Origin of the sequence: Corynebacterium sp. HMSC068H04 (assembly GCF_001811255.1) — a bacterium.
In the GTDB taxonomy this organism is placed as follows: Bacteria; Actinomycetota; Actinomycetes; order Mycobacteriales; family Mycobacteriaceae; genus Corynebacterium; species Corynebacterium hesseae.
Map to the genome: position 1 here is coordinate 71,323 of NZ_KV803975.1, position 22,748 is coordinate 94,070.

Here is a 22,748-nt window from a genome sequence, read left to right on the forward strand (position 1 = left end):
CCCTCGCCCGAGTTACCTTTCAGCAGAACTACTGCGCAGCTGTGGAAGCGCCTTACAGTGGTTGCCTTTGCTGGCGCTACCGCTGGTCATCATGACAATCATTTTCTCCTCAATGGCCTCAGCACGCACTGATGCCACGGGCGTCTTGGCTTGGCAATCCTTGTTTGTTACCGGCATGTATTCCCCTCTTACTGGGCTGTTCGCTGCCATTCCAGAACGCCGCGAGACCATCACTCGCAGCGGCGGAACGCAATGGAGAAACCTCAACCCGCGTCTCGAGAATGCTGCCCGCTTTATCGTTGTCATTGTCAGCCTTGCGGTCTTCCATATTCTGAACTTTGGTGTTTCTTGGTTCGTTGTCGCTGCCCAGGGGCGGGAGAATCATGAACTTATCCTCGTAGCTGGGCTCTACTCCTTCCTTGGCGCGCTTGGCATTGCCGGGCTTTCCGCTGCCTGTGCCCGCCGACTGGGCTTCGGCTTAACGCTGGTAGCCGCGGCCCTATGGCAAATAATCAGCATCCTTCCGTGCACTGTCGAATCAGGCAGGTGGTGGGCCTTTCCCCCAGCATGGCCGCAACGATTGCTTCTGCGCGCATTGCGTATTCACCAGAACTCGGTGCCTCTTGAACCACAAGACCCACTTCTCACCAGCAGTCCACTACCGGCTTTCATATTGTGCGTCATCCTCGCCGTTCTCGGAGCATTAGCCGCAGTCTACACGCCGCGACGATACCGGCCAATGTTCTCGCTGCGACACCGTTTCGCGCGTTCCACAACGGCCCAGACTGATGCCGACGTTGCTAATACCACCATGGAAGAAGCCCAAGTATGGCAGCCAACGAGCCACCCCCGTGCGGCGGCACAGTCCTCGCTGTGGTCCACGTTGCTAGGACTCCACCGTGCAGCTTTTAGCCCAGCGGTGTTCTCTTGCTTGATGCTCAGCATTCTGGCGCTAGGCTTTGTCGCCCTGCAATATCCCGCTAACTACGTCGAAGGTTTCTTTCACTACTTTCTGCTTCCGGTCGGCGCAGGTATCTTGCCGGTCCTCGTTTGGCCCCGTGTAGCTGATTCATGGCCGTTGGTCCATATGGAAACACGGTTCGGCACATCCGGGATTCTCCTCTGGTTCCTGTGTGTCATCCTGGCGGTATGCGCTGCCGCATACCTGGCCAGTGCGCTCGCAGGTGGTGATGGCGCTGCACAGTTTTCCGCTTTGCCCCTTGCGGTTGGGGTGGGCTATGTCATCGCAGCTGTATCACTCATTCTGGTGATTCGCTTCGGCACTGTGAGCGCTATCGCTCTCACAATCGTAGGGACGATTGTCTCCGTCACCTTGGGCGGCGATGTCTTGGCTGATACCGGTCTGTGGGTACTCGCCTTCCCCGCCTGGCCTTTGGTTGCGCACTCACCTTTGCGCTATGCCGTCGCTGTGGTGTTGGCCGCAGTGCTCGGGGTGGCCGCGACATTGCGCGCACGACATTTACTCCATACTCGAGCGCTGTCTTCCCGCTAAAACTGACCAATCTGACGAAAACAGTCTAGATTTTTCGATCTCGGCCCCTACTTTTGGCAGATCGGGCAGTTGTGGGCGTGAAGCATCCTGGCAATGCTAGGTCGCAAGCCGAGCAGGACCCTAAAACAGCACTACCGCCCGCGCCATGCAGCACGGGCGGTAGCAGTGTTTTAGCGTTTAGAGCTCAGAAACATCAACGCGCTTCGGGTAGACCACCGGGCGAGCGCCGGCGATTTCCTCGACGATGCGGATGACCTGGTTGGAGTAACCGAACTCGTTGTCGTACCACACGTAGAGCACGAGGTGCTTGCCGGAGGAGATGGTGGCGAGGCCATCGACCACACCAGCGTGGGTGGAGCCCACGAAGTCGGAGGACACAACCTCCGGGGAGGCGATGTAAGAGATCTGCTGGCGCAGGTCGGAGTGCAGGGAGACGTTGCGCAGGAAGTCGTTGACCTCGTCGCGGTCAGCTTCCTTCTCCAGCTCGAGGTTGAGCACAGCCATGGACACGTCCGGGGTGGGAACGCGGATGGCGTTGCCGGTGAGCTTGCCCTCAAACTCCGGCAGAGCCTTGGACACGGCCTTGGCTGCACCGGTTTCCGTGAGCACCATGTTCAGGCCGGCTGCGCGGCCGCGGCGATCACCCTTGTGGAAGTTATCGATGAGGTTCTGGTCATTGGTGAAGGAGTGTGCGGTCTCCACGTGGCCGTGGACCACGCCGTAGCGGTCGTTGATGACCTTGAGCACCGGGGTGATGCCGTTGGTGGTGCAGGATGCGGCGGAGAGGATCTGGTCGGAGTCCTCGATATCGCCGTGGTTGATGCCGTAGACGATGTTCTTCAGGTCGCCCTTGCCCGGAGCGGTCAGCAGCACGCGAGCCACCCCCTTGGACTGCAGGTGCTGGGACAGGCCCTCGCGGTCGCGCCAGACACCGGTGTTGTCCACGACGATGGCGTTGTCGATGCCGTACTGGGTGTAGTCGATCTCCGCGGGGTTGTTGGCGTAGATCATCTGGATCTTGGTGCCGTTGGCCCAGATGACGTCGTTCTCCTCGTCGACGGCGATGGTGCCGTTGAAGGCACCGTGGACGGAGTCACGGCGAAGGAGGGAGGCGCGCTTGAAGATGTCAATGTCACCCTTCTTGCGCACGACGATGGCGCGCAGGCGCACGCCGCCATAGGCAGCTTCGCGGGCAATCAGGATGCGGGCCAGCAGGCGCCCGATGCGGCCGAAGCCGTAAAGAACGACGTCGGTGGATTCCTTGTCCACACCAGCGCCGACGAGATCCACGAGGGTCTCCTCGAGGTAGTTGCGCAGGTTATCGGAGCCGGACTCCTGGAAGCCAGTGGCCAGGCGACCCAAGTCGATGGAAGCGGTGCCCAGGTTCATCGAGCACAGTTCCTTGAGGATGGGCAGGGTCTCTGCGGTGGAAAGCTCACGCTCAGCGATGCGGCGGGCGTAGCGGTGCGCCTTGATGATGTCGATATCGGTCACACCGATGAGCAGGCGGCCGTAGATAGAGGTGACAACGTTGTTATTGCGGTGCAGCTGGTGGATGAGCGGGATCATCTCTTGGGCCAGCTCCAGGCGCTCGTTCCAATCCTCGTGCCCAATGTGCGCGTTCGAAGTCACGTACTTTGTATCCTTTACTCGTCAAAAAGGGTGTAAAACTATGTCCATCCGTAAATCTTAACCTCTATTCATGCCCGTTTGGGTGTAGATGCGCGAGGATTTCCGCCACACTACCCCCGCCGATTTTCTCCACCTCGACACCCACGAGGCAATAGTCCACGTCTGCGTCGAGCTGGGCACGGCGTGGCTTCAGTAGTGCGTTGAGATAGGGGTAGACCAAAGGCAGGTCCGGGTGTGCCCGTGTGTAGGCAGTCTCCAGCCCGCGGGCGTAGCGCCCGGAGAACGCACGGGTGGACACGGTCTTCCCGCCGCGGCGCAGAAGGCCACGGTTGTGCTCACTCGTTCCGGCTTCTTCGGACAGCAAGAATGCGGAGCCACAGCTGACTGCCTTTACCCCTGGCCACGTCAGGGCCTCGGCGACATCCTCCGCGGTGCGCAGGCCACCCGCGGCGATGAGCGGGAGGTCCGTGACCTGGTGGACCGCCGCAACAAGTTCTTTAAGCGGGCGCTGGTCGGGTTCCGCACTCGGGTCCCACACTCCGCGGTGCCCGCCGGCCTCAGGGCCCTGTACGCACAACACATCGACGCCGCGGGCGGCCGCAGCCTGCGCTTCCTCAGGGGTGGTGACAGTCGTCCACGCCTCTGCCCCAGCGGCGTGGATGCGCGTTATGTCCGTCTCCTCAAAGACCCCGAACATCGACCACAGCACCGCTGCCCCACCATCTAGCGCGGCGTCGAGCTTGTCCTGCCAGCCGAAGTTTAGGGGGACGTCGCCAAGCACGGCGTCCTCTTCGGCGGCAAGCGACCGTGCAGCTGCGAGCTCCGATTCTGTCAGCTCCCTCTGCGGATAAAAGAGGTTGACGCCGAAGCGCGTGCCGGCGCACGCAGCGATAGCCTCTCGCGCGGCGTCGACCGAAGAGCTCCCCAGGCCCAGAGCCCCAAAGGAACCGGCGGCCTCAGCGGCGGCAACCAGTTCAGGCGTGGTGGGCCCACCGGCCATCGGGGCAGGTAGGACGGGACAGGTGATAGCCTCTAGAAGTTGACTCATGGTCCCCCAGCCTAAAGAAAATCCATCAAGGGAGTTGTTGTGTCCGCCATCCGTGACTTTTTCACCCGCCTCTTTAGCCGCGCCGATGAAGCGCCGAATAAGAAGGCAAAGAAGGCCGCCGCCCCCAGACTAAACCCAGCGGATCTTAGCGCCGAGTGGCTCATCGTGGGATTGGGCAATCCCGGCGCGAAATACGCAGCTACCCGTCACAACGTAGGATACATGGCGGTGGATGACCTCCTCGCGGATTCCGGCGACATGCTTGAGCCTGTTACCGGTCACCAGCTCAGCGCCGCACAGCTCGAGCTCGGGGGCACGAAGGTCGTGGCGCTGCGCTCACACACGTACATGAATCTCTCCGGTGATCCCATCGCACCCTTGGCCGCGCAGCTGGGGGTTGCGGCAGAGAACATCATCGTCATCCACGACGAGCTCGACCTACCCGCCGGCAAGGTGCGCATTAAGAAGGGCGGCAACGAGAATGGCCATAACGGACTGAAGTCGCTGAGCGAGCGCTTGGGCACGCGCGATTATCTGCGCGTGCGTGTGGGCATCGGGCGCCCGTCCAAGGGTGGTTCCATTCCGGACTGGGTGCTCGCGCCTGTCGACGCCAGCGCTGCCCTCGATTCCACCATCGCCACCGCTGCTGAGGCCGCCCGCCTCATCGTGACAGAGGGGCTCAGTAAGGCCCAACAGGAAATCCATTCCCGGGCTAAATAAACCCCCGGCGCGACCACGCTCAACGTCCTACACTGTCCAAGTATGAGCCGCGCGAGCAAGAACCTGCCTTCTAATCATGACCCTCGAACAATTGTCATTACCGGTGCTTCGAGCGGGGTGGGCGCGGCCGCTGCCCGCATTCTTCACCAGCGCCGCCCGCAGGATTCGCTCGTGCTCGTGGGCCGGAATCCGGAAAAGACGCAGGCCGTAGCCGAAGAAAATGGTGCGGCCTTTCACGTGGCCAACTACGAGTCTTTGGGCCAGGTTCGCCGCCTCGCGGAAGAGCTGAGCCAGTACCCGCAGATCGATGCCTTGGGCAATAACGCCGGCGGCATGTTCGACGGCCCCTTCGCCACCGCCGATGGCTTCGAGCGCACGTGGCAGATCAACGTTGTGGCGCCTTTTCTTCTGACCTCTTTATTGCGCGATACCCTGCGGGCCAGCGACGCCACCGTGGTGCAGACCGCCTCGTTGGCCAACGTCCTGTATTCCGCTTTCGACCCCGGTGACCCAAACACCTTTGAAAAATTCACCGCGGAGCGCGCTTACGGCAACGCCAAGTTGGGCGATATTCTTCTGACCCGCTACCTCGACTCGCACGGTCTGACCTCCGTGGCCTTCCACCCGGGCGTGTTGAATACTGGCTTCGGGCAGAACTCAACGAGTAGGACGAGCAAGCTGTATTCGACCACTGCAGCAAAGCATTTCTTGGGCAAGGCGGACAAGGGCGGCGAGAACCTTGCTTATTTCCTCAGCGGCACTCCGGGCATCCATTTCAATTCCGGCGAGTATTACAACAACAAGCGCAAGCCAGGCCTGCAGAGGCCGATTGCGAAGAAGCTCTCCGTGGCGCGGCGCGTCTTCGATGATTTGGGCCGCCAGCTCAATGTGGAGTGGTAACAGCCAGCGGCTAAACTAGCCCGCATGAGTATTGCCTCCGAAGCTTCCCGCCGCCGCACATTCGCCGTCATCGCCCACCCGGATGCTGGTAAGTCCACGCTGACGGAGGCGCTGGCACTTCACGCGCACGTTATTAATGAAGCCGGCGCGGTGCACGGCAAGGGCAACCGCAAGTCCACGGTCTCTGACTGGATGGAGATGGAGAAGGAACGCGGCATTTCCGTGGCCTCCTCGGCCCTGCAGTTCGAGTACGCGCCCGAGGGTCACGAGGGCGAGCCCTACATGATCAACCTGGTGGACACCCCGGGCCACGCGGACTTTTCGGAGGATACCTACCGCGTGCTCACGGCGGTGGATGCTGCCGTCATGCTTATCGACGCCGCCAAGGGCCTCGAGCCCCAGACCCTCAAGCTGTTTCGCGTGTGTAAGGCCCGCGGCCTGCCTATCATCACGGTGATCAACAAGTGGGACCGCGTGGGCCGGGAGCCGCTGGAGCTTGTCGACGAAATCGTCAACGAAATCCAGCTGCAGCCCACCCCGCTGTACTGGCCGGTGGGTATTGCCGGCGACTTCCGCGGCTTGGCCCACATTAACGATGACGGCGAGGCCGACGAGTACGTGCACTTCCTGCGCACCGCCGGTGGTTCCACTATCGCCCCGGAGGAGCACTACGCGCCCGAGGATGCAGCCGCGAAGGAAGAGGACGCCTGGGAGACGGCCGTGGAGGAAGCAGAGCTGCTGGCAGCCGATGGCGCCCTGCACGACCAGGAGCTCTTCGAGCAGTGTGTTACCTCCCCGCTCATCTTCGCCTCCGCGATGCTGAACTTCGGCGTGCACCAGATCCTGGATACGCTGTGCGCCATCGCCCCGGCTCCGCGCTCGCGCGAGTCAGATCCTCAGGCCATCGAGACCGCTACCTCCGCCATCGACGAGGTACGTGAGGTCACCGATGACTTCGCGGGCGTCATCTTCAAGGTGCAGGCGGGCATGGACCGCAAGCACCGCGATAACTTGGCCTTTATGCGCGTGGTCTCCGGCGAGTTTGAGCGCGGCATGCAGGTCAACCACGCGCAGTCCGGCCGCAGCTTCTCCACTAAGTACGCGCTTACGGTCTTTGGCCGCACGCGCGACACCGTGGACACGGCGTACCCGGGTGACATTGTGGGCTTGGTCAATGCCGGTTCCCTGGCACCTGGTGACACGATTTACACGGGCAAGAAGGTGCAGTTTAAACCCATGCCGCAGTTCGCGCCTGAGGCATTCCGCATCCTGCGCGCGAAGTCTTTGGGTGACTACAAAGCATTCCGCAAGGGCTTGGACCAACTGGCTGCGGAAGGCGTGGTCCAGATTCTGCGCAACGATACGCGTGGCGATGCCGCCCCGGTCATGGCTGCGGTGGGCCCCATGCAGTTCGAGGTCATGCAGGCTCGCATGGAGGTCGAGTACAACGTGGAGACCATCACCGAGCCCATCCCCTACTCGGTGGCCCGCCGTACCGACGCCGAATCCGCGCCCGAACTGGGCCGCCAGCGCGGCGTAGAAATCTTTACCCGCACCGACGGCGAGCTCATCGCGCTCTTTGGTGATAAATGGAAGCTGGCCTTCATTGAGAAGGAGCACCCGGAGCTGACCATCGAAACGCTCGTGGCAGATTAGACCGTGAGCATCAGCGGAATGACCACGATTTTGACTATCTGCGCCACCACAATGGTGGCCGCGTAGCCAGTCATAATGCGGGAATCCGTGCTGATTCCTGTGGCGTAGTCGACCACGGCAGGCTGGCCAAAGATGCCGGAAACGCCGCCCGCGGTGCGGGTTTCTGACTGGCCGAGGAACCTGTTAGCCACAGCGAAGAGGACGACGACAACCACGCTAATAATAGCGGCGAGAGCCATGCATTTCAGGCCCATCCAGGAGAATGCCGTGGACTGGAAAGCTTCACTTGAGGCCAAGCCCACCGAAGCCAAGAAGATAACCAGGCCCCACTGCTGAAGAGCCAGATTGATAGAAGCCGGAACCTTCCAGGGCACGCGGCGCGTGCGGTGCAGAGCTCCGAGAACAAGTCCGGTAATCAATGGGCCCAGCGCAAAGCCAAGCTCGAAGGACGTGCCACCCGGTAGTGGAACCACAATGAGCGCGATGAGGTAGCCCAGGAACAGACCACCACCGACAGCAACCCAGTTCAGCTGGGAATACCCCTGAACCGAGTCACCGAAGTAATCACGAATATCGCCCAGGCGGTCTTGATCCACAATCACCGTCACCCGGTCACCGGCATCGAGGTGCGTATCGAAGCTGGCCAGGAACTCTTCATCGCCGCGTTGCACGTGGACAATGCGGCCACCATAGCGCTTGAAGAGGTTGAGGTCCTCCACGGTTCGACCAGCAATATCGGAGTTCGACACCACCACGGTTTCAATGACCAAACGCTTGTCCACGAAGGGCACCTGAGGCTGGCGCTTGCCTAGAGCAGCGGTAAGCTCGTGCCTTTTCGCCTTCGTCACGAGTACGCGCAGGATGTCACCCTTGCGAATCTCCGGATGGTCCCCGGCCACGGTTCGGGTATTGCCACGGCGAATCGTGGCAATAACGAACTGATCCTCGAATCGCTCCACCAGCTCCTCGTAGGTGATGTCCTTGGTTACCCGAATAGTCCGGGAGCGAAAGACCTCCTCCGCAGAATTGTCCTTATCCTTAGTGGCCGGCCAGGACTGCTTGAGCAGAAAAGCTACAAGGAGGATAGCGACGGCCACGCCTACCGGATAGCCCAAGGAGTAGCCCACGGCCGGCAGTTCCTCGCCCGTTTGCTGTTGCGCCACGGCCAGCGATGCCGTCGAGGTCGTCGCACCGGAGAACACGCCCACGGAGAGCAAGGGCGACAGTCCCAACCAGCCGCCCGCGAGAAGCGCCACGGCGGCAGCACCCACCACCGCTATTGCGGCAGTAATCATGTGCTTGAGCTGCTCAGAGAAGCCTTTGAAGAAGCGCTCGCCGGCAGACAAGCCCTGCATATAGATGAAGAGGCCAAGGCCCATCTCCTGCAAGCTGCTTAAAATCGTGCCGTCGAGATCGATAAAGGCGCCGATGGCCAAGCCCACGAACAAGGTGCCGGCTGCGCCAAAGCGCAGCGGGCCGAAGGGGATCATGCCAAATAACGTGCCGAGCAAAGCAATAAAGAAAATGCTCAGCCAAATATTTCCATCAAATAGTGCCAACACGGGAAATCATTGTAAGAAAACACTCAGAAAACTCCATGCATGGGTCCGCTTCTCCTCCCCAGAGGAGGCGCGACTCACACCGTGTTGGCAAAAGTGAGTCGCGCACGACCCCGCTGAGCTCACTAGCTGCTGAGGAATTCCTTCCACGCCGGCCATTCGGCATAGGTCTGCGCGCGCCCAGCCTCATAGTTGGAGCGCAGCTTTGTCACAGAACGCTCAGTCGATGCCACCTGCATATCCTCCGGGAAGAAAAGCTGTGCGCGCCCCTCCTTTTCCAGCTCCAGAAGCCGGTCCTTGGAGGCGTTGTACCGGGCCGGCCGGGCAATCATCGCCTCCGCCACGGCAGGGTACTTTCGGAAGATTCGTCGCAGCGCCGCCGGCCGCCCCACCTCAGGCCGCACGTAGCCACGCGGTTTCGACCCCAGGAACAGGAACTTCTCAAACCCGGCCTTCTCCGCCTGCTCGATGAGGATGCCGCCGGATTCCCCCATGGCGCCGTCGACATACGGCGCACCGTCGATGACGCGCATCGGCATGATCAACGGCAGCGTCGAGGAGGCGCGCACACGCACCATCAGGTCTTCCTGCGTCTTGATGTCTTCACGCCCCCAATACACGCTCTCCCCCGTATCTGCGCGCGCGGCGGAAATGCACACCTGCGCCGGGTTAGCGTCAAAGGCTTCCCAGTCAAAGGGCATGTCCTGGTCCGCAGCCTTCTCGTAGATGAACTCCGCATTGAAGTAGCCGCTACCGCGCAACAGTGAGCCCAGGCCGCCGAAGCTGGGGTTCTTGGCAAAGTCCACGAAGGATTCCTCGGAGCGAACCACATCGCGGGAAAGGAAGTTCACGGTGTGCGAGGAGCCCGCGGACACGCCTCCGACCCAGCCGAATTCCACCTCCTCCTTTAGGAGTTTGACGATGCACGCGGCGGTATAGGAATTGCGCATACCGCCGCCTTCAATGACGAGTGCTGTATCTTTCGCGTCAATCACACTGCACGATGGTACCCCCGCGCTAGGATCGCGCCATGAGTTTGTTTTCCGCGGTAAAGGATATCGTCGATAAGCTCGGCGGCTCCCCCACCGTCCGCTTGGCCTCCCCGGATCCCCACGCCGTCGAGGTCTCCGTAGACCACCTGTCCGTCCACACGGCCGGCGGCCTCATCATCCTGGTTACCTCCCCAGCCGGCGCACAGGTACTCAGTGAGGTGGCGCGCTCCGGCGAGCCCGCGCGCTTAAGTGGCTCTAAGACCACGGTGCATCTTTCCCCCACGACGAAGGCACAGCGTCCGGTCCATGATCCCAAGCGGGGCTGGGCCATCCCGCTATCCCCTGCGGAACGGGACATGCTGGCCCAGATCAGCGCCACGCCCGGCGATTATGAAGTCTCCGAGTCGCTTGCGGTCTCCATCGAAACCACCCCTGAAGAAAGCTAGCCTGCCATGCTCATCCTTCCCTTCCAAGGACGCACTCCCCGCATCCACCGCAGCGCCTGGATCGCCCCGAATGCCACCATCATCGGTGACGTCACCATCGGCCCTGACTCCTCCGTGTTTTATGGCTCCGTGCTGCGCGGGGACGTTGGTTCCATCCGTCTAGGCGCCCGCGTCAATATCCAGGACAACTGCGTCATCCACGTTGAATCCACCGAGCCGTGTGTGCTGAAGGATGATGTCACCGTGGGCCACATGGCCATGCTCCACGGCACGCGGGTGGGCGCGGGCACGCTCGTCGGGATGAAAGCCACTCTGCTTTCGGGCTCCACGGTGGGCCCTGGCTCTCTCATCGCCGCCGGCGCGGTGGTGCTCGAAGGCCAGGACATTCCCGCCGGCACACTAGCCGCCGGGGTTCCAGCCAAGGTGCGGCGCGAGCTGAGCCCTGAGGAATCCGCCGCCTTCATACCGCACGCCGCGCGCTACGTCGAAATTTCAAAAAATCAGGCGCTGCTTGGCGACGCCCTCCCTCTCGACGCCGTCCTCTACGACTAGCAGTCGCAACTGCCGTTGTTGCCAAAACTCCCGAGCCTGCCGCACGATCTGGCCAGAATTTTGGCAACTAGGGCAGTTCCACCACCGCGAAGCTAGGACAGCTGCCGAGTCGCCTTGAAGGCAAGCCCCTAAAGCAGAGCGAAGATGCCCATGACCACCAGGAAAGCGGCCACGCCGTAGCCGCTCCACAATGCCACGGTGGTGGAGTTCTCCCGGGCCCACGCAAAGGCGCGTCCGGCCCAGGACTGTGGCTTCGCCCGCACAAGGGCGATGAATAATCCGCACACCGTCGGCAGCGAGAGCGCAAACGTGGCGTAGAAAAAGAGGCCACCATACTTAACGGTATTGCTAAAGTCCCCGGCCGCTAGGTGCATCAGGCCATAGAAAAAGGGCACGGAGGTCAAGGACTGGATAACGCCCATGGCATAGCCCACCACAACGGTCTTAGCCGAAGGAGTGCGCAGCGGGCCGAGCAGTTTCTGCACCATATCGTTGGGTTCGCCCTGGGAGCGCCAGGCTAGAAGTCCCAGAGCAAGGCCAATGACTACCAGCCCCCACCCCAGCAGAGGCGATTCCAAGGCCGCGGCAACCTTGTCCTGGATACCGACGAATACGAACATCACCACGGCGGCTGCGGTGAGCACACCGAACCAATCGCCGACGATGACGAGGGCCGCGATCTTGCGGTAGCTCCCCCGCGGAAGCATGATGCCGATAGCCACCAGGATTCCGATCAGTAGGGCGTTGACGGAATCGGCAAAGGCATTGAGCACGGCTTCAAGCATGCGGGCCAGTGTACAGGGCGCGTTTGCAGAACTTACTCTGGACACCGAGCCTCCTGCGCCCTGCACCATGCTTTGCTCTAGTGGTGCAGCCCGAGGAAACATTCACTCACTGTTTACCGTTAAGGGCCCTCATGTGAGGGCCGTCAACGGTAAGGTATTGAAAAGTGCTTGCCGCCGCGACGGGGTTTCCCCATCGTCGGCGGCGCCGTAGCTCGTGCCCCCGACAGTGATGTGGAGAGATAAGTAATGAAGGTAGCGATTCTCGGCGGAGACGGCTTCTGTGGGTGGCCCGCTTCCCTTTATCTCTCCGACCAAGGCCATGACGTCATCATCGTGGATAACCTCTCCCGGCGCGCCATCGATGAGGAGTTGGGCGCGGAATCCTTAACACCCATCGCCTCCATTGAGGAACGCCTGGCTGCGTGGACCGAGGTTTCCGGCAAGACCATTGGCTTCCGCAACCTCGACGTGGCCCAGGACTACGACGACCTGCTCGAGTTCCTGAATACCGAACGCCCGGATGCCGTGGTGCACTTCGCTGAGCAGCGCGCCGCCCCCTATTCCATGAAAAATTCGCGCACCAAGCGCTACACGGTGGATAACAACATCAACGCCACCCACAACCTGCTCGCCGCCATCGTGGAATCTGAGCAGGATATCCACGTCGCTCACTTGGGAACCATGGGTGTCTACGGCTACGGCACCGCCGGAATGAAGATCCCGGAAGGCTACCTGGACGTGCAGGTGGATGCGGGTGAGGGGGGCGTCGTCAAGCAGCAGATCCTGTACCCCTCCAACCCGGGCTCGGTCTACCACATGACGAAGGTGCTGGACCAGCACCTGTTTGCCTACTACGCCAAGAACGATGAGCTGCGCATCACCGATCTGCACCAGGGCATCATTTGGGGCACGCACACGGAGCAGACCCAGAAGGACGAGCGCCTTATCAACCGCTTTGATTATGACGGTGACTACGGCACGGTGCTCAACCGCTTCCTCATCCAAGCCGGCATCGACTACCCACTGACCGTGCACGGCACCGGTGGCCAGACCCGCGCTTTTATCCACATCCGGGACATGGTGCGCTGCATCGAGCTAGCTTTGCAGAACCCGCCGGCGCGCGGTGAGCGCGTCAAGATCATCAACCAGATGACGGAAACCCACCGCGTACGTGACTTAGCGGAGTTGGTTGCGAAGATCTCTGGCGCAGAGGTGGCCTACGTGCCGAACCCGCGCAAGGAATCCGCGGAAAATGAGCTCCACGTCACCAACGACACCTTCCTCGAGCTTGGTCTGGAGCCGACCACCTTGTCGGAGGGGTTGCTGCATGAGGTGGAGGAGGTAGCGCATAAGTACGCCGACCGCGCTGACCGCTCCAAGATTCCGGCGCAATCGCTGTGGACGCGCCAGCAGCACGCCGGTGTTCCCACCACGGAGGCTTAAGTCCCACCGTGCGCATCGCTATCGTTACCGAGGTCTTCCTACCCAAGATCGACGGCGTAGTCACGCGCCTGACGCGCACGCTGGACCAGCTGGCCGCGATGGGCCATGAGGTCCGGATTTTTGCCACAGGCAAGGCTCCTGACTCCTACGCTGGTTTTGAGGTCACCCGCATCCCCAGCTTGTCGCTGTGGGTCTACCCGGAGATTAAATTCGGCCTGCCCTCCTGGACGTTCTTCAAAGAAATCCGGGACTTCGATCCCGACGTCATCCACGCAGTCAACCCGATTTGGACAGCGGCTCTTGGAGTCTTTGCCGCGCAGCGCGATGCCGTGCCGCTGGTGGCTAGCTTCCACACCAACGTGCCCGAATACGTCGATGCCTTAGGAATCGGCTGGACTAGGCCGCTGACCGAAGCCGCACTGAAGTACCTGCACAACCAGGCCGCGGTGAATCTCTGCACTTCTGGCCCCATGGTGGATAAGGCTCGGGAGGTGGGGATCCACAACGTGCACCTGTGGCCCAAGGCTGTCGATACACAGACCTATCACCCCAGCCGTGCTACCCAGCAGATGCGCGAGCGCCTCACCGGTGGTAACCCGGACTCCCCGCTGGTGACCTATATCGGGAGGGTCTCCAAGGAAAAGGACTTGGAGCGCCTCGACCACGTAATGCACCTGGTGCGGACAGAGCTTGGTGACGCCCGCCTTGCCGTCGTCGGCGATGGCCCTGCGCTGGAGGAGCTCAAGGCCAACTTCGATCCTTCGCACACCGTGTTCACCGGTTACTTGTCCGGCGAGGAGCTCGCAGCGGCTTTCGCCGTGGGCGATGTCTTCCTCTTCCCCTCCGCCACCGAGACCCTAGGACTCGTAGCCTTGGAGTCCTTCGCCTCGGGAGTGCCGGTCATCGGCACGAATGCTGGTGGTATTCCCTTCGTCATTGAGGAAGGCGTTACAGGACATCTCATCGAACCCGATGCCGATGATGAGGCCTGGGCCAGCGCTACCGTCAATCTTCTTCGTGACGCCACGCGTCGGGAGACGATGGGTGCTGCCGCCCGCCGCGAAGCCGAAAAGTATTCCTGGGTAGAATCCACCCAAGCCCTCCTTCAGGCATATGAGGAGGCTATCGAGCATCCCTTCTTCAGGGAATAAAACCAAGTCAAGGAGCACTAATGGACTCAGCCCAGGACCTGTACTCCGCTGGCGCCTTCATTCAAGCCGGCATCGACGCCGCGTTCTCCTCACGCTTGGGCGACGTGCGCGACGTCGAGGTGAACTTTGCATCTTCCGACTCCGAGCCCGCCACCGATCAGCGCGCAGTGGTGCGTTTTACTACCGCCTCTGGGACCTATGACTTCGATGGCCTGCGCCTAGCCACAATCCAGGATGGCCGCTTGCACTGGTCTACGGGGTTGACGGAACACGCGCCGCAACCGGAGTTCCACGGCCCGCAACCCGATTCCGCCCTGCTCCGCGGCTTGGCGCGGCGGCTCGTGGGTGACCGCCCAGTCATCCGCGTCCCGCAGGGCGAGGGCGAGGCGCTCGTCGCCGTCAACTTCGCGGAGATCCACCCCGATCCCCGTGTCAGCATCCTGGCCGGGCTTGAGCATACGGGGGATATTGAGGGAGGCGTCGACGAACACCTCGCCACCGCCGAGCTCGCCTCCTATGTGGGCGTGGCACCAGATGTTGTACAAGGCCTCGCGCACTTCCACGGCATCCGGATCGCGGCTCTCCCCCATCCTTCGGGCCACGGCGGGCTCAGCGCACGCGATGTGCTGGCCGACGCCCACTTTATGGCCACCGAGCACAATTTCTTCCTGGAGGCCCGATTCCCCAACCTGTGGGCTGACCTTGACCCTGACACGTCGCGCACCGTGGTGAACTCCGATTATGGTTCGCATACGGTTCCCTCCCATCTCATCGCCACCCTCAACGCCACAACGAGCACCTTTACGTGGGCATGGGCGGACGAGCTCTCCGGTTCCATGTCCGCCCACGCCGCGGCGAACCTGCGCCGCTTCGGATATGACAATGCCATCCCCGAGCTGATTCGCGCCCGCGTACCCATCCCCGAGGCACGCTCTCTGCGCTTGCCGCAGCTGGCCATGCCAATTCTGGGGCTGTGGACTCTACTGCCAGTGCAGCTACCCGACGGCCGCCAAGGGCTAGCACTGTCCGACGCCCCCGCGTTCCACCTGCCCGCGCCTTCACGGGCCGCCGCGCAGGCCACGCTCAATGTTGCGGTGCCGGCGGGAGTGGATGAGCAGCGGGCGCGCGCCGCATACCAGCGAGCACGCCCTATATAACTGCTAGGAGCTCAGCACCGCGCGGAATTCTTCGACGTCAACGTCCTCCGTGGTCGCCGGGTTAAACGCTGCGTCCTGGGTCTTATCCACCAGTACCGCACGCACGCCTTCGGAAAAGTCAGGGCGGCGATACATGTGCATGCCCAGTTTGAGTTCTAGCAGGAGCGCCTCCCGGATATCGTCGACAGCGGCTTCCGCCTCATAGAGCTCATTGGCCGCGATGATGGCGGCTGGGCACGCGGCTGCCATGAGGCGACGCACCTCGCCGGCAATCTGCGGGCGCTTGTCCAGCTCCGCGGAAATCTCCTCCCACGTGGGCAGCGCGAAGGTCTCCTCCAGGTCTTGAGCCACCTGCTCGAGCGGTGCTGGCTGCTGTGGCGCGGGTAGGGCCAGCTCTTCCAGTGCGGCATCAATACCGCGCTCGATAGCGGCTTCAATCAGCTCGGCGGCATCCTTGACCACGTGGGTTGCCACGCCCGTCCACAGCATGTCGGCGGCATACATGCGGTACCCGCTCAGCCCCCAAAACTTTGCCAAACCCGGCGAAGCTACGCCGCGGGTGCCCACCATGCGCTGGGCCGCATAAGCTACTCCGACGTCCGTGACGTAGCCGATATTCATCTCGGGCATCGAAGCGAAGGCCTTTTCCGTCACCACGCGGTGCGAACCGTGCAGGGAAATGCCCAATCCACCGCCCATGACGACGCCGTCGATGACGGCGATGTAGGACTTCGGAAACTCGGCGATATCGCCGTTGGTGAGGTACTCGCTGGCGAAGAAGGCATCGACCTCGTCCAGCTTGCCTTCCGCGATTCCCTCCCGCGCGTGACGCACATCGCCGCCAGCGCAGAATGCCTTGGGACTGTTGGAGTAAATAAGGACCTGCTCGATGTCGTCATCCTGCGCCCACGCTTCGAGGGAGCGGCGGATGATGTCAATCATGTCCGGGTTCAAAGAGTTCAGGGCCTTCGGCCGGTTGAGTTCGAGGACTCCTGTGTGGTTGCGCACGGAAACGAGTACTGGATCAGTCGTAGTCATGCGCACCAGTGTTCCATATCACAAAAGTTTCAGCCACCTATTTCTTGGCGCTACGTTGGACATGGTTCCCCGCCTCTAGCCCAACACTTTTAGATTGGTGTGACTTACTTGCTCCCACAACTTGTTGCCCTTGATATGGACGGCACGCTCCTCGACGCGCATGGCCAACTCCCTGCAGACTTTTCGGAGCTCCAGGACCTAGCCACTGCCCGCGGCTGCGAGCTGGTTCCGGCCTCGGGGCGCCAACTGGCCACCTTGAAGGACATGTTCCCGAAAGGCGAAACGTTTATCGCCGAAAACGGCTCAGTCATCATGCGCGGCGGTGAGATCATCGCGGCATTCCCGCTTGCGGAATCCACCGTGCACGCGGCACGGGAGGCTACTGCGGCCATCGGCGTGGAACATACCGTAGTTCTATGTTCCCCGGAGACCGCCTACGTTGCACGGGATGTGTCAGACGCGGCACGTACAGAGATTGCAAAGTACTACAAGGCGGTCACTTGGGTCGATGACTTGGATGCAGTGCCGGATAGCAACATCATCAAGATTGCTATTTTCTGCGAATCTGGTTCTGAGGCGCACATTTACGATCCCATCGTCCGCGCCGTCCCGGAGGACAATGTCGCGGTATCCGGCAAGGTCTGGCTCGATGTGATGGCCCGCGGCGTGGAAAAAGGTACGGCGCTGGCCAAGCTCGCTGAGCTCGCCGGTATTCCGATCGCAGCCACTGTCGCCTTCGGTGACTACCTCAATGATTTCGAGATGCTGCGCGCCGCCGGGACGGCTGTGGCCATGGAAAACGCGCATCCTCAGCTGAAGGAAATCGCAGATATCATCGCCCCAGCTAATACCAACAACGGGGTTAGCACCGTCCTTCGCCAGCTTTTGCGCACCTAACACGCTCCCCCGCAGCCTTGCCCGAGTAGCCCGTATGCACAGAGTAGGATTACTCGGGTTACTGAGCCTCAGTACCCGAACCCCGGTGTCTACCTGCGGAGTGTGTAGTGAAGAAGTTTTTGCGGTCGATGATGTCACGTTTGGCAAAGGGCGAGTCGTCTGCATCGAGTCCCGCTCCGTCCTCCTCGGCGGATTCCTCGAAAACTACCTCGCCTTCACCCGCTGCAACTTCCGCGCGCACTGCGCCTGCTACGCCTTCTCAGTCCCCGCCACCTGCTAAGTCCACCGCGCCTACCGCGAACGATAAGCCTGCTAAGGCAAGCGCCCCTAAGACTCCACCAGCACCCACTGGGCACGGACCCCGTAATGCCCAGCGTCCTGCCTCTCGGCCTGGCCGCGTACGCCCACGTTCGGCTGAAGACTTCACTCTAGATCTGACTCCGGATGCACTTCCCAAAGCCTCGGCGGTGAAAAAGGCCAAACTAGTTAAAGCCCGCGAAGAGGCCGAAGTAGCTTCGGCCGGTCGACGCGGCCCACGTCGGGCCATTCCGCGGCACCCGAACCCGCAGGCTCCCGCCCAACGACGCCAGGCACCTGCAACGCCCAGCGCCGACAAGGCTTCAACAACCAAGCCATCACAAACTCAGCCCGCTGCGAAGCAGCCACCTGCACACGGCGACAAAGCACAGTCTCCTTCCCCGGCTCCAGCACACCCCAAGCGGCAAGAAGGAGCCGAAAAGGCCGCGACGGCCCCGAAACCCAAGAAAGCCCCGGCGACTGCAAAGGCCAACGAGGAGACAAAGACCGAGGCGGCCGCAAAGCCCCGGGAAACCACAACGCCCCAAAAGAGCAAAGGAACCGGGGAATCCAAGCAACCTGAGAAGAAGGCTTCAACCGGCACCGAGAACGAGATTTCGCGTGCTCTGGCCCGCCGCTCGCAATCCGTCGGGGCGTTAAGCGCCAAGCAGGAAAAACGCCGATCAGAAAAGCGGCGAGTAGCACAGGCTTCCCCCACTGCCGCCGCTGCAGCCGCCCCTGCAACCGCAACCGTCGCGGCGGGCACAGCCGCCGCAGCTCCAGCAGCTGCTTCTGCGTCCGCCCGCAACGCAGCCGCCTCTGGCCCCACTGCCCCCGCTGGCTCAAAGCGCCGTGCGCGTGCCCGCCTGCGCCAAGTGCCGGGCCTGGATGGTCTGCGCGGTCTAGCGGTCCTCGCCGTGGTGATCTACCACTTCTTCGGGGATATTCTCCCCGGCGGCTACCTCGGTGTGGACATGTTCTTTGTCCTTTCCGGGTTCCTCATCACCTCGCTGCTTGTTCGCGAGTTCAACGTCACTGGACGCATCAGCCTCAAAGGCTTTTGGCTCCGCCGCTTCCGGCGAATCCTCCCGGCCGCGCTCATAGTCCTGTCCATATGCACGGCGATAGTGGCGCTCATTGGTGGGGACCTGGCCGTTGGCATCCGCGAGCAATTCTTGGGCACGTTCTTCTTTGTCAACAACTGGACCCAAATCGCCACGAGCCAAACCTATTTTGCGCCTAATGAAGTACAGGTTTTCGCCCACTATTGGTCCTTGGCCGTCGAGGAACAGTTCTACCTGATCTGGCCGCTGTTGATGCTTGGCGTCTTTGCCATTTCCCGCCGCAAGCCCAAGCGCCTGCCCATCGCCGTATCGCTCATCCTCGCTATTGCTTCAGCCGTCGCCATGGCGCTGCTCTATAGCCCGGGCGAGGATCCCACGCGTGTGTACTACGGCACCGATACCCACGCGTTCGGTCTCCTCATCGGCGCGATGCTGTCCCTCCTCATGACCTCCACCGACAAGGACATGGACGCGGATTCTTGGCCGGCCACAAACAAGGGCATTCTCGCCGGAACCGTTGGTGCCTTCGCATTAGTTGGCTACCTCGCGCAATTGGTATGGATGGGCGCGGATCGGGATTTCACCTACCGCGGCGGCCTCGTCCTTACCAGCGTCCTCGGCGCGGCAATGATTTGGGCAGTGGTGCGCGAATCTGGTCCCCTCACGTGGATCTTCCGCACCCGTGTGATGCGGTGGCTGGGCCAGCGCTCCTTCTCCCTCTACCTCTGGCACTGGCCGGTGGTAATGATTGTCCACGCGCTGTCCGACGCCCCCTCCTGGCTCCTAGGCCTCCTTTCGCTTCCGCTGAGCTGCGTGCTGGCTGAGGTGACTTACCAGTTTGTAGAAAATCCCTTCCGCCGCGCCGGATTCCGCCCTACGTGGCGCGCCTACTGGGCTGCACGCCCCAGCGCGCAAGAGGTCAAAGATGGTTTTGGCAAGGCCATGTGGCCTGCCGTTCCCGTCCTCGTTGTTCTTTCCGTACTGGGCGTGGGCTACGCGCTGGTGACTTCGGAGGATAAGAGCGAACTGGAGCGCGAGCTCGAGCGCATGGCGCTGTCCAACGAACAGGCGGAGAATTCTGCCCCGGCTCAGTCATCGTCTGTCCCGGCAAAGCCTTCCGAGACCACGAAGCCGAAGGAAAAGCGTGCGCTTCCCACTGGAAACGAGATTAGTGCTATCGGTGATTCCGTCATGCTCGCTGCCTCCGAGGCTCTCAATGAGCGTTTCCCGGGCATTAGCATCGACGCCACGATCTCCCGCCACTATTCGGCAGCCCTTCCTGTCATCAAGGCACAGAAGGATTCCGGGCAGTTGCGCTCCACCGTGTTTGTGGGTTTGGGAACCAACGGGGCTACGTTTGAGGGCCAGATGGACGAGCTCATCGACATCGTCGGCCCCGAGCGCACGCTGGTGCTCGTCTTGCCCTACGGCGAGCGCGATTGGATGGGACAGGCACGCGCCGAGATCATTGACGCCGCGACTGCTCACGACAACGTCTACATCGCAGACTGGTGCGGCATGGCTCAGGAGAACCCGGCCATGCTTTACGACGACGGCGTCCACCCGCTCCCCGAAGGCGCACATCTTTACGCGGATGCGCTGTACGACGCCATGGAGCAATACACCAACGATGAGAAGAACCTCACCACCGTCTGCTCCCGCTAGCTAAAGGCCCCTGATGATCGCTAAAAGCCGCCCGGCAGAAGCCGGGCGGCTTTTGTAAACGCGTGGGGTTTAGACCGAGAATTCAGCCATCTTATCCCAAGCCGATTTTCCAGGAATGGAAGTGTTGATAATGTCCGGGGTCTCCACCAGGTACTTCGGCAGCTCCTCGCACGAGCGCTTGAAGTGCTCGGTGTTGACGTGGTCGACATCAGTGCCGTCCTTGTAGGACTCGAGGAGCAGGAAGCGCTGCTTGTCTTCCGGATCACGGAACCACTTGAAGTCGATGCAGCCGGGCTCTGCCTGGCAGGCCTTGGTGTACCAGTCGATCTCTTCCAGGAAGGTATCGGCGTACTCGGGCTTGACGTGGAACTGTACGTTGATCAAAATCATGGGCCCCACTGTAACCTTCTCCGCGCAAACGTGCAGAAGGCCCTGCCTGTAGCGGCAGGGCCTTCTGTAAAAAGCGGCTTATCATTGGCCGCGTGAAGGTCTACTTGTTGAAGAAGTACTCCGCAACGTAGACGTGGGTGCCGTCGAAGGCCTGCGCAACGCCGAAGCCGGTGCCATCAGTCTTAGTCACGGGGACGTCGCGGTTGAGCCAGTTCACGCGATCCTTAGCTTCCTGCTCCGTGAGCTTGTAAATGTTACCGCTGCCCTCTTCCAAATGAGTCAGGCCATCGCCTGCATTGTCCTGGAAGGTAACCTTGCCGGCCGCAGCCTGGTTTGCCCACTCCTGGGCGATGTTCTTGGCGTTGGCATCTTCGTGGTGGCCCTGCTTAATCAGGTGGGCATGGGTTGCGCCAACGAGCTCATCGGCCACCGCCGGGGTCGGCTTCTTGATGAAGTCCGGCAGCTGGACGTTGTACTGCTTAGCCAGGTCATAAGCCTGCGCAGGAAGCTCGACTTCAAAGGAGTTGACCTGCTCCATAGCCTGGGAAGACAGCTGGTTCAGTTCCTGGGGCTGTGCGGACGATGGGTTAGCCGGGGCGGCCTGGGCCACGGAGACCGAAAGAAGAGCGGTGAGGGATACTGCCACGGCGGAGGTAGCGGACAGGCGGGAAACACGACGCAAAGAATTCATAACTACCACCGTGCCATAAGTCCGCACGCGTTGAAAAAGACTTCCCGGTCATACGGCATTTTCGATATCACTTTGTTATCAGCTGCCGGTGGAAAAGACCGGCGTGGAAGAATGACCGGAGACTTGCTTTTAGGATTCTTCGAGAGGTTGATCACTGGTGCTGGATGTCTTAACCGGATTTGCCATCATTTTTGTGGTTATCGGTGTGGGGTTCTTTCTGGGTCACCGGGGCGTTATCGGCCACGGTGAGGCGCGCCTGCAGTTCAACCGCACAGCGTTCTGGGCTGCGACTCCGGCGCTCATCTTCTCCAGCGTGGCCACCTCGGATACCTCTGCCTTCATGTCTCCGGTTGTGGCTGTCATAGCGATTGCCTCGGTCGCCACGATGGCCTTGTATGGCTTGCTCAGCGCGCTGTTCTTCCGGAGGAGCGGGGCAGAGACGATGGCCGGAGCGGCCGCGGCCAGCTACTACAACTCCGTCAACATCGGGCTGCCCATCGCCACCTATGTCATCGGTGATGCCACCTTTGTGGTGCCAGCACTCGTACTCCAGATGGCAGTGCTCTCCCCCTTCATCATCGCCGGCCTTAACGCCCAAGGAACGAGCCTGCGCTCGATAAGCAGCTCTGTGTTCTCTGGGCTTACGGCACCGGTTGTCATCGCTGCCGTCGCCGGCTTCATCGTTTCTGCAGCCGGCTGGCACGTGCCAGAGGTCATCATGGCACCCCTCGAGATCCTCGGCGGGGCTTCCATCCCGATGATCCTGATGAGTTTCGGCGCTTCCCTCACCGGAGACGGGTTGCTGTCTAGCGACCGCCTACCAACCATGACCGCCACCGTGCTCAAGCTCGTAGCCATGCCAGCCATCGCCTTGGCGACGGGCCTAGCCTTGGGGCTGAGCGGCAAGGAGCTATACGCGGCACTCATCTTGTCTGCGCTTCCGACCGCGCAGAATGTTTATAACTACGCCGCGACCTACCAATCGGGAGAGACGGTGGCGCGCGATACGGTCTTCCTCACCACTTTTCTCTCCTTGCCGGCCATGCTCGCCATCGCAGCATTCTTCGGGTAGGGCTGGCCCTCGCTGGCGAGCACTAGCCGTCGAACACTAGCCTTCCAGTGTTATGTCCATAGGGTTTTTGGACATGGAGT

The 22,748-nt window shown here is 61.4% G+C and carries 21 protein-coding genes; 12 read left to right on the plus strand and 9 right to left on the minus strand.

Translation table 11 applies throughout. The features are described from left to right. The first annotated feature begins 112 nt into the window (after positions 1-112). A complete protein-coding gene (locus HMPREF2792_RS02505) occupies positions 113-1,513 on the plus strand; it encodes an ABC-2 family transporter permease (protein ID WP_232748435.1) in 1,401 nt (466 codons plus the stop codon). A gap of 177 nt (positions 1,514-1,690) precedes the next feature. On the opposite strand, the gene HMPREF2792_RS02510 is transcribed toward HMPREF2792_RS02505, so the two are convergent. Next, positions 1,691-3,145, minus strand: coding sequence for a glyceraldehyde-3-phosphate dehydrogenase (locus HMPREF2792_RS02510; protein ID WP_070530584.1), 1,455 nt, complete (start codon positions 3,143-3,145; stop codon positions 1,691-1,693). Positions 3,146-3,209: 64 nt separating this feature from the next. Further along, entirely contained in the window at positions 3,210-4,193 is a 984-nt protein-coding gene (locus tag HMPREF2792_RS02515) for a nitronate monooxygenase (protein ID WP_070530586.1), read from the minus strand. A gap of 39 nt (positions 4,194-4,232) precedes the next feature. Between HMPREF2792_RS02515 and pth the strand changes: the two genes are divergently transcribed. The 3 genes from pth to HMPREF2792_RS02530 are packed head-to-tail and all read left to right on the plus strand — an operon-like array spanning position 4,233 to position 7,469. Further along, positions 4,233-4,913 carry an aminoacyl-tRNA hydrolase gene (pth, locus tag HMPREF2792_RS02520; protein WP_070530587.1) on the plus strand — a complete coding sequence of 227 codons (681 nt, stop codon included), beginning with the start codon at positions 4,233-4,235 and terminating at the stop codon, positions 4,911-4,913. 42 nt (positions 4,914-4,955) lie between these two features. Continuing rightward, positions 4,956-5,813 carry an SDR family NAD(P)-dependent oxidoreductase gene (locus HMPREF2792_RS02525; RefSeq protein ID WP_070530588.1) on the plus strand — a complete coding sequence of 286 codons (858 nt, stop codon included), beginning with the start codon at positions 4,956-4,958 and terminating at the stop codon, positions 5,811-5,813. Between the two features lie 24 nt (positions 5,814-5,837). After that, the gene (locus HMPREF2792_RS02530; protein ID WP_070529237.1) at positions 5,838-7,469 is read left to right on the plus strand and encodes a peptide chain release factor 3; all 1,632 of its coding nucleotides are present in this window, start codon (positions 5,838-5,840) and stop codon (positions 7,467-7,469) included. On the opposite strand, the gene HMPREF2792_RS02535 is transcribed toward HMPREF2792_RS02530, so the two are convergent. Both HMPREF2792_RS02535 and HMPREF2792_RS02540 read right to left on the minus strand, forming a co-directional pair. Beyond that, a complete protein-coding gene (locus HMPREF2792_RS02535; RefSeq protein WP_070530590.1) occupies positions 7,466-9,031 on the minus strand; it encodes an aspartate-alanine antiporter-like transporter in 1,566 nt (521 codons plus the stop codon). The two genes, HMPREF2792_RS02530 and HMPREF2792_RS02535, sit on opposite strands and share 4 nt — an antisense overlap. Before the next feature lie 122 nt (positions 9,032-9,153). Then, entirely contained in the window at positions 9,154-10,023 is an 870-nt protein-coding gene (locus HMPREF2792_RS02540; protein ID WP_070530593.1) for a patatin-like phospholipase family protein, read from the minus strand. A gap of 35 nt (positions 10,024-10,058) precedes the next feature. Here HMPREF2792_RS02540 and HMPREF2792_RS02545 point away from each other — a divergent pair, with 35 nt between their 5' ends. Then, on the plus strand, positions 10,059-10,466 hold the full coding sequence (locus HMPREF2792_RS02545) for a hypothetical protein (protein WP_070530594.1): 408 nt from the start codon (positions 10,059-10,061) through the stop codon (positions 10,464-10,466). A 6-nt stretch (positions 10,467-10,472) separates the two neighbouring features. After that, positions 10,473-11,018 carry a gamma carbonic anhydrase family protein gene (locus HMPREF2792_RS02550; protein WP_070520833.1) on the plus strand — a complete coding sequence of 182 codons (546 nt, stop codon included), beginning with the start codon at positions 10,473-10,475 and terminating at the stop codon, positions 11,016-11,018. A 128-nt stretch (positions 11,019-11,146) separates the two neighbouring features. Here the strand turns inward: HMPREF2792_RS02550 and HMPREF2792_RS02555 are convergent, their stop codons facing one another. Beyond that, a complete protein-coding gene (locus HMPREF2792_RS02555) occupies positions 11,147-11,803 on the minus strand; it encodes a sulfite exporter TauE/SafE family protein (protein ID WP_070530598.1) in 657 nt (218 codons plus the stop codon). Between the two features lie 246 nt (positions 11,804-12,049). On the opposite strand from HMPREF2792_RS02555, the gene HMPREF2792_RS02560 reads away from it, so the two are divergent. Genes HMPREF2792_RS02560 through HMPREF2792_RS02570 form a run of 3 tightly spaced genes read left to right on the plus strand, consistent with a single transcriptional unit; the run spans position 12,050 to position 15,554 of the window. Continuing rightward, positions 12,050-13,246: an NAD-dependent epimerase/dehydratase family protein gene (locus tag HMPREF2792_RS02560; protein WP_070530600.1), complete on the plus strand. Its 1,197-nt coding sequence runs from the start codon at positions 12,050-12,052 to the stop codon at positions 13,244-13,246. Positions 13,247-13,254: 8 nt separating this feature from the next. After that, positions 13,255-14,397, plus strand: a complete 1,143-nt coding sequence (locus HMPREF2792_RS02565) for a glycosyltransferase family 4 protein (protein ID WP_070530602.1) — start codon at positions 13,255-13,257, stop codon at positions 14,395-14,397. Between the two features lie 20 nt (positions 14,398-14,417). Continuing rightward, positions 14,418-15,554 (plus strand): DUF6882 domain-containing protein, encoded by a 1,137-nt coding sequence (locus HMPREF2792_RS02570; protein ID WP_070530604.1) that lies wholly within the window; start codon positions 14,418-14,420, stop codon positions 15,552-15,554. 3 nt (positions 15,555-15,557) lie between these two features. Here the strand turns inward: HMPREF2792_RS02570 and HMPREF2792_RS02575 are convergent, their stop codons facing one another. Then, a complete protein-coding gene (locus HMPREF2792_RS02575) occupies positions 15,558-16,592 on the minus strand; it encodes a 3-hydroxyisobutyryl-CoA hydrolase (RefSeq protein WP_070530607.1) in 1,035 nt (344 codons plus the stop codon). Between the two features lie 99 nt (positions 16,593-16,691). Here HMPREF2792_RS02575 and HMPREF2792_RS02580 point away from each other — a divergent pair, with 99 nt between their 5' ends. After that, on the plus strand, positions 16,692-17,489 hold the full coding sequence (locus HMPREF2792_RS02580) for an HAD family hydrolase (RefSeq protein WP_255366216.1): 798 nt from the start codon (positions 16,692-16,694) through the stop codon (positions 17,487-17,489). Between the two features lie 58 nt (positions 17,490-17,547). Here the strand turns inward: HMPREF2792_RS02580 and HMPREF2792_RS13125 are convergent, their stop codons facing one another. Beyond that, complete coding sequence (locus tag HMPREF2792_RS13125) at positions 17,548-17,730, minus strand: hypothetical protein (protein ID WP_070530609.1); 183 nt, start codon at positions 17,728-17,730, stop codon at positions 17,548-17,550. A gap of 226 nt (positions 17,731-17,956) precedes the next feature. On the opposite strand from HMPREF2792_RS13125, the gene HMPREF2792_RS13130 reads away from it, so the two are divergent. Further along, entirely contained in the window at positions 17,957-20,515 is a 2,559-nt protein-coding gene (locus tag HMPREF2792_RS13130; RefSeq protein ID WP_232748436.1) for an acyltransferase family protein, read from the plus strand. 69 nt (positions 20,516-20,584) lie between these two features. On the opposite strand, the gene HMPREF2792_RS02595 is transcribed toward HMPREF2792_RS13130, so the two are convergent. Continuing rightward, positions 20,585-20,905, minus strand: coding sequence for a putative quinol monooxygenase (locus tag HMPREF2792_RS02595; protein WP_070530612.1), 321 nt, complete (start codon positions 20,903-20,905; stop codon positions 20,585-20,587). Positions 20,906-21,005: 100 nt separating this feature from the next. Then, a complete protein-coding gene (locus HMPREF2792_RS02600) occupies positions 21,006-21,596 on the minus strand; it encodes a hypothetical protein (RefSeq protein WP_070530613.1) in 591 nt (196 codons plus the stop codon). Between the two features lie 157 nt (positions 21,597-21,753). On the opposite strand from HMPREF2792_RS02600, the gene HMPREF2792_RS02605 reads away from it, so the two are divergent. Then, on the plus strand, positions 21,754-22,668 hold the full coding sequence (locus tag HMPREF2792_RS02605) for an AEC family transporter (RefSeq protein ID WP_070530614.1): 915 nt from the start codon (positions 21,754-21,756) through the stop codon (positions 22,666-22,668). Positions 22,669-22,748 lie beyond the last annotated feature (80 nt).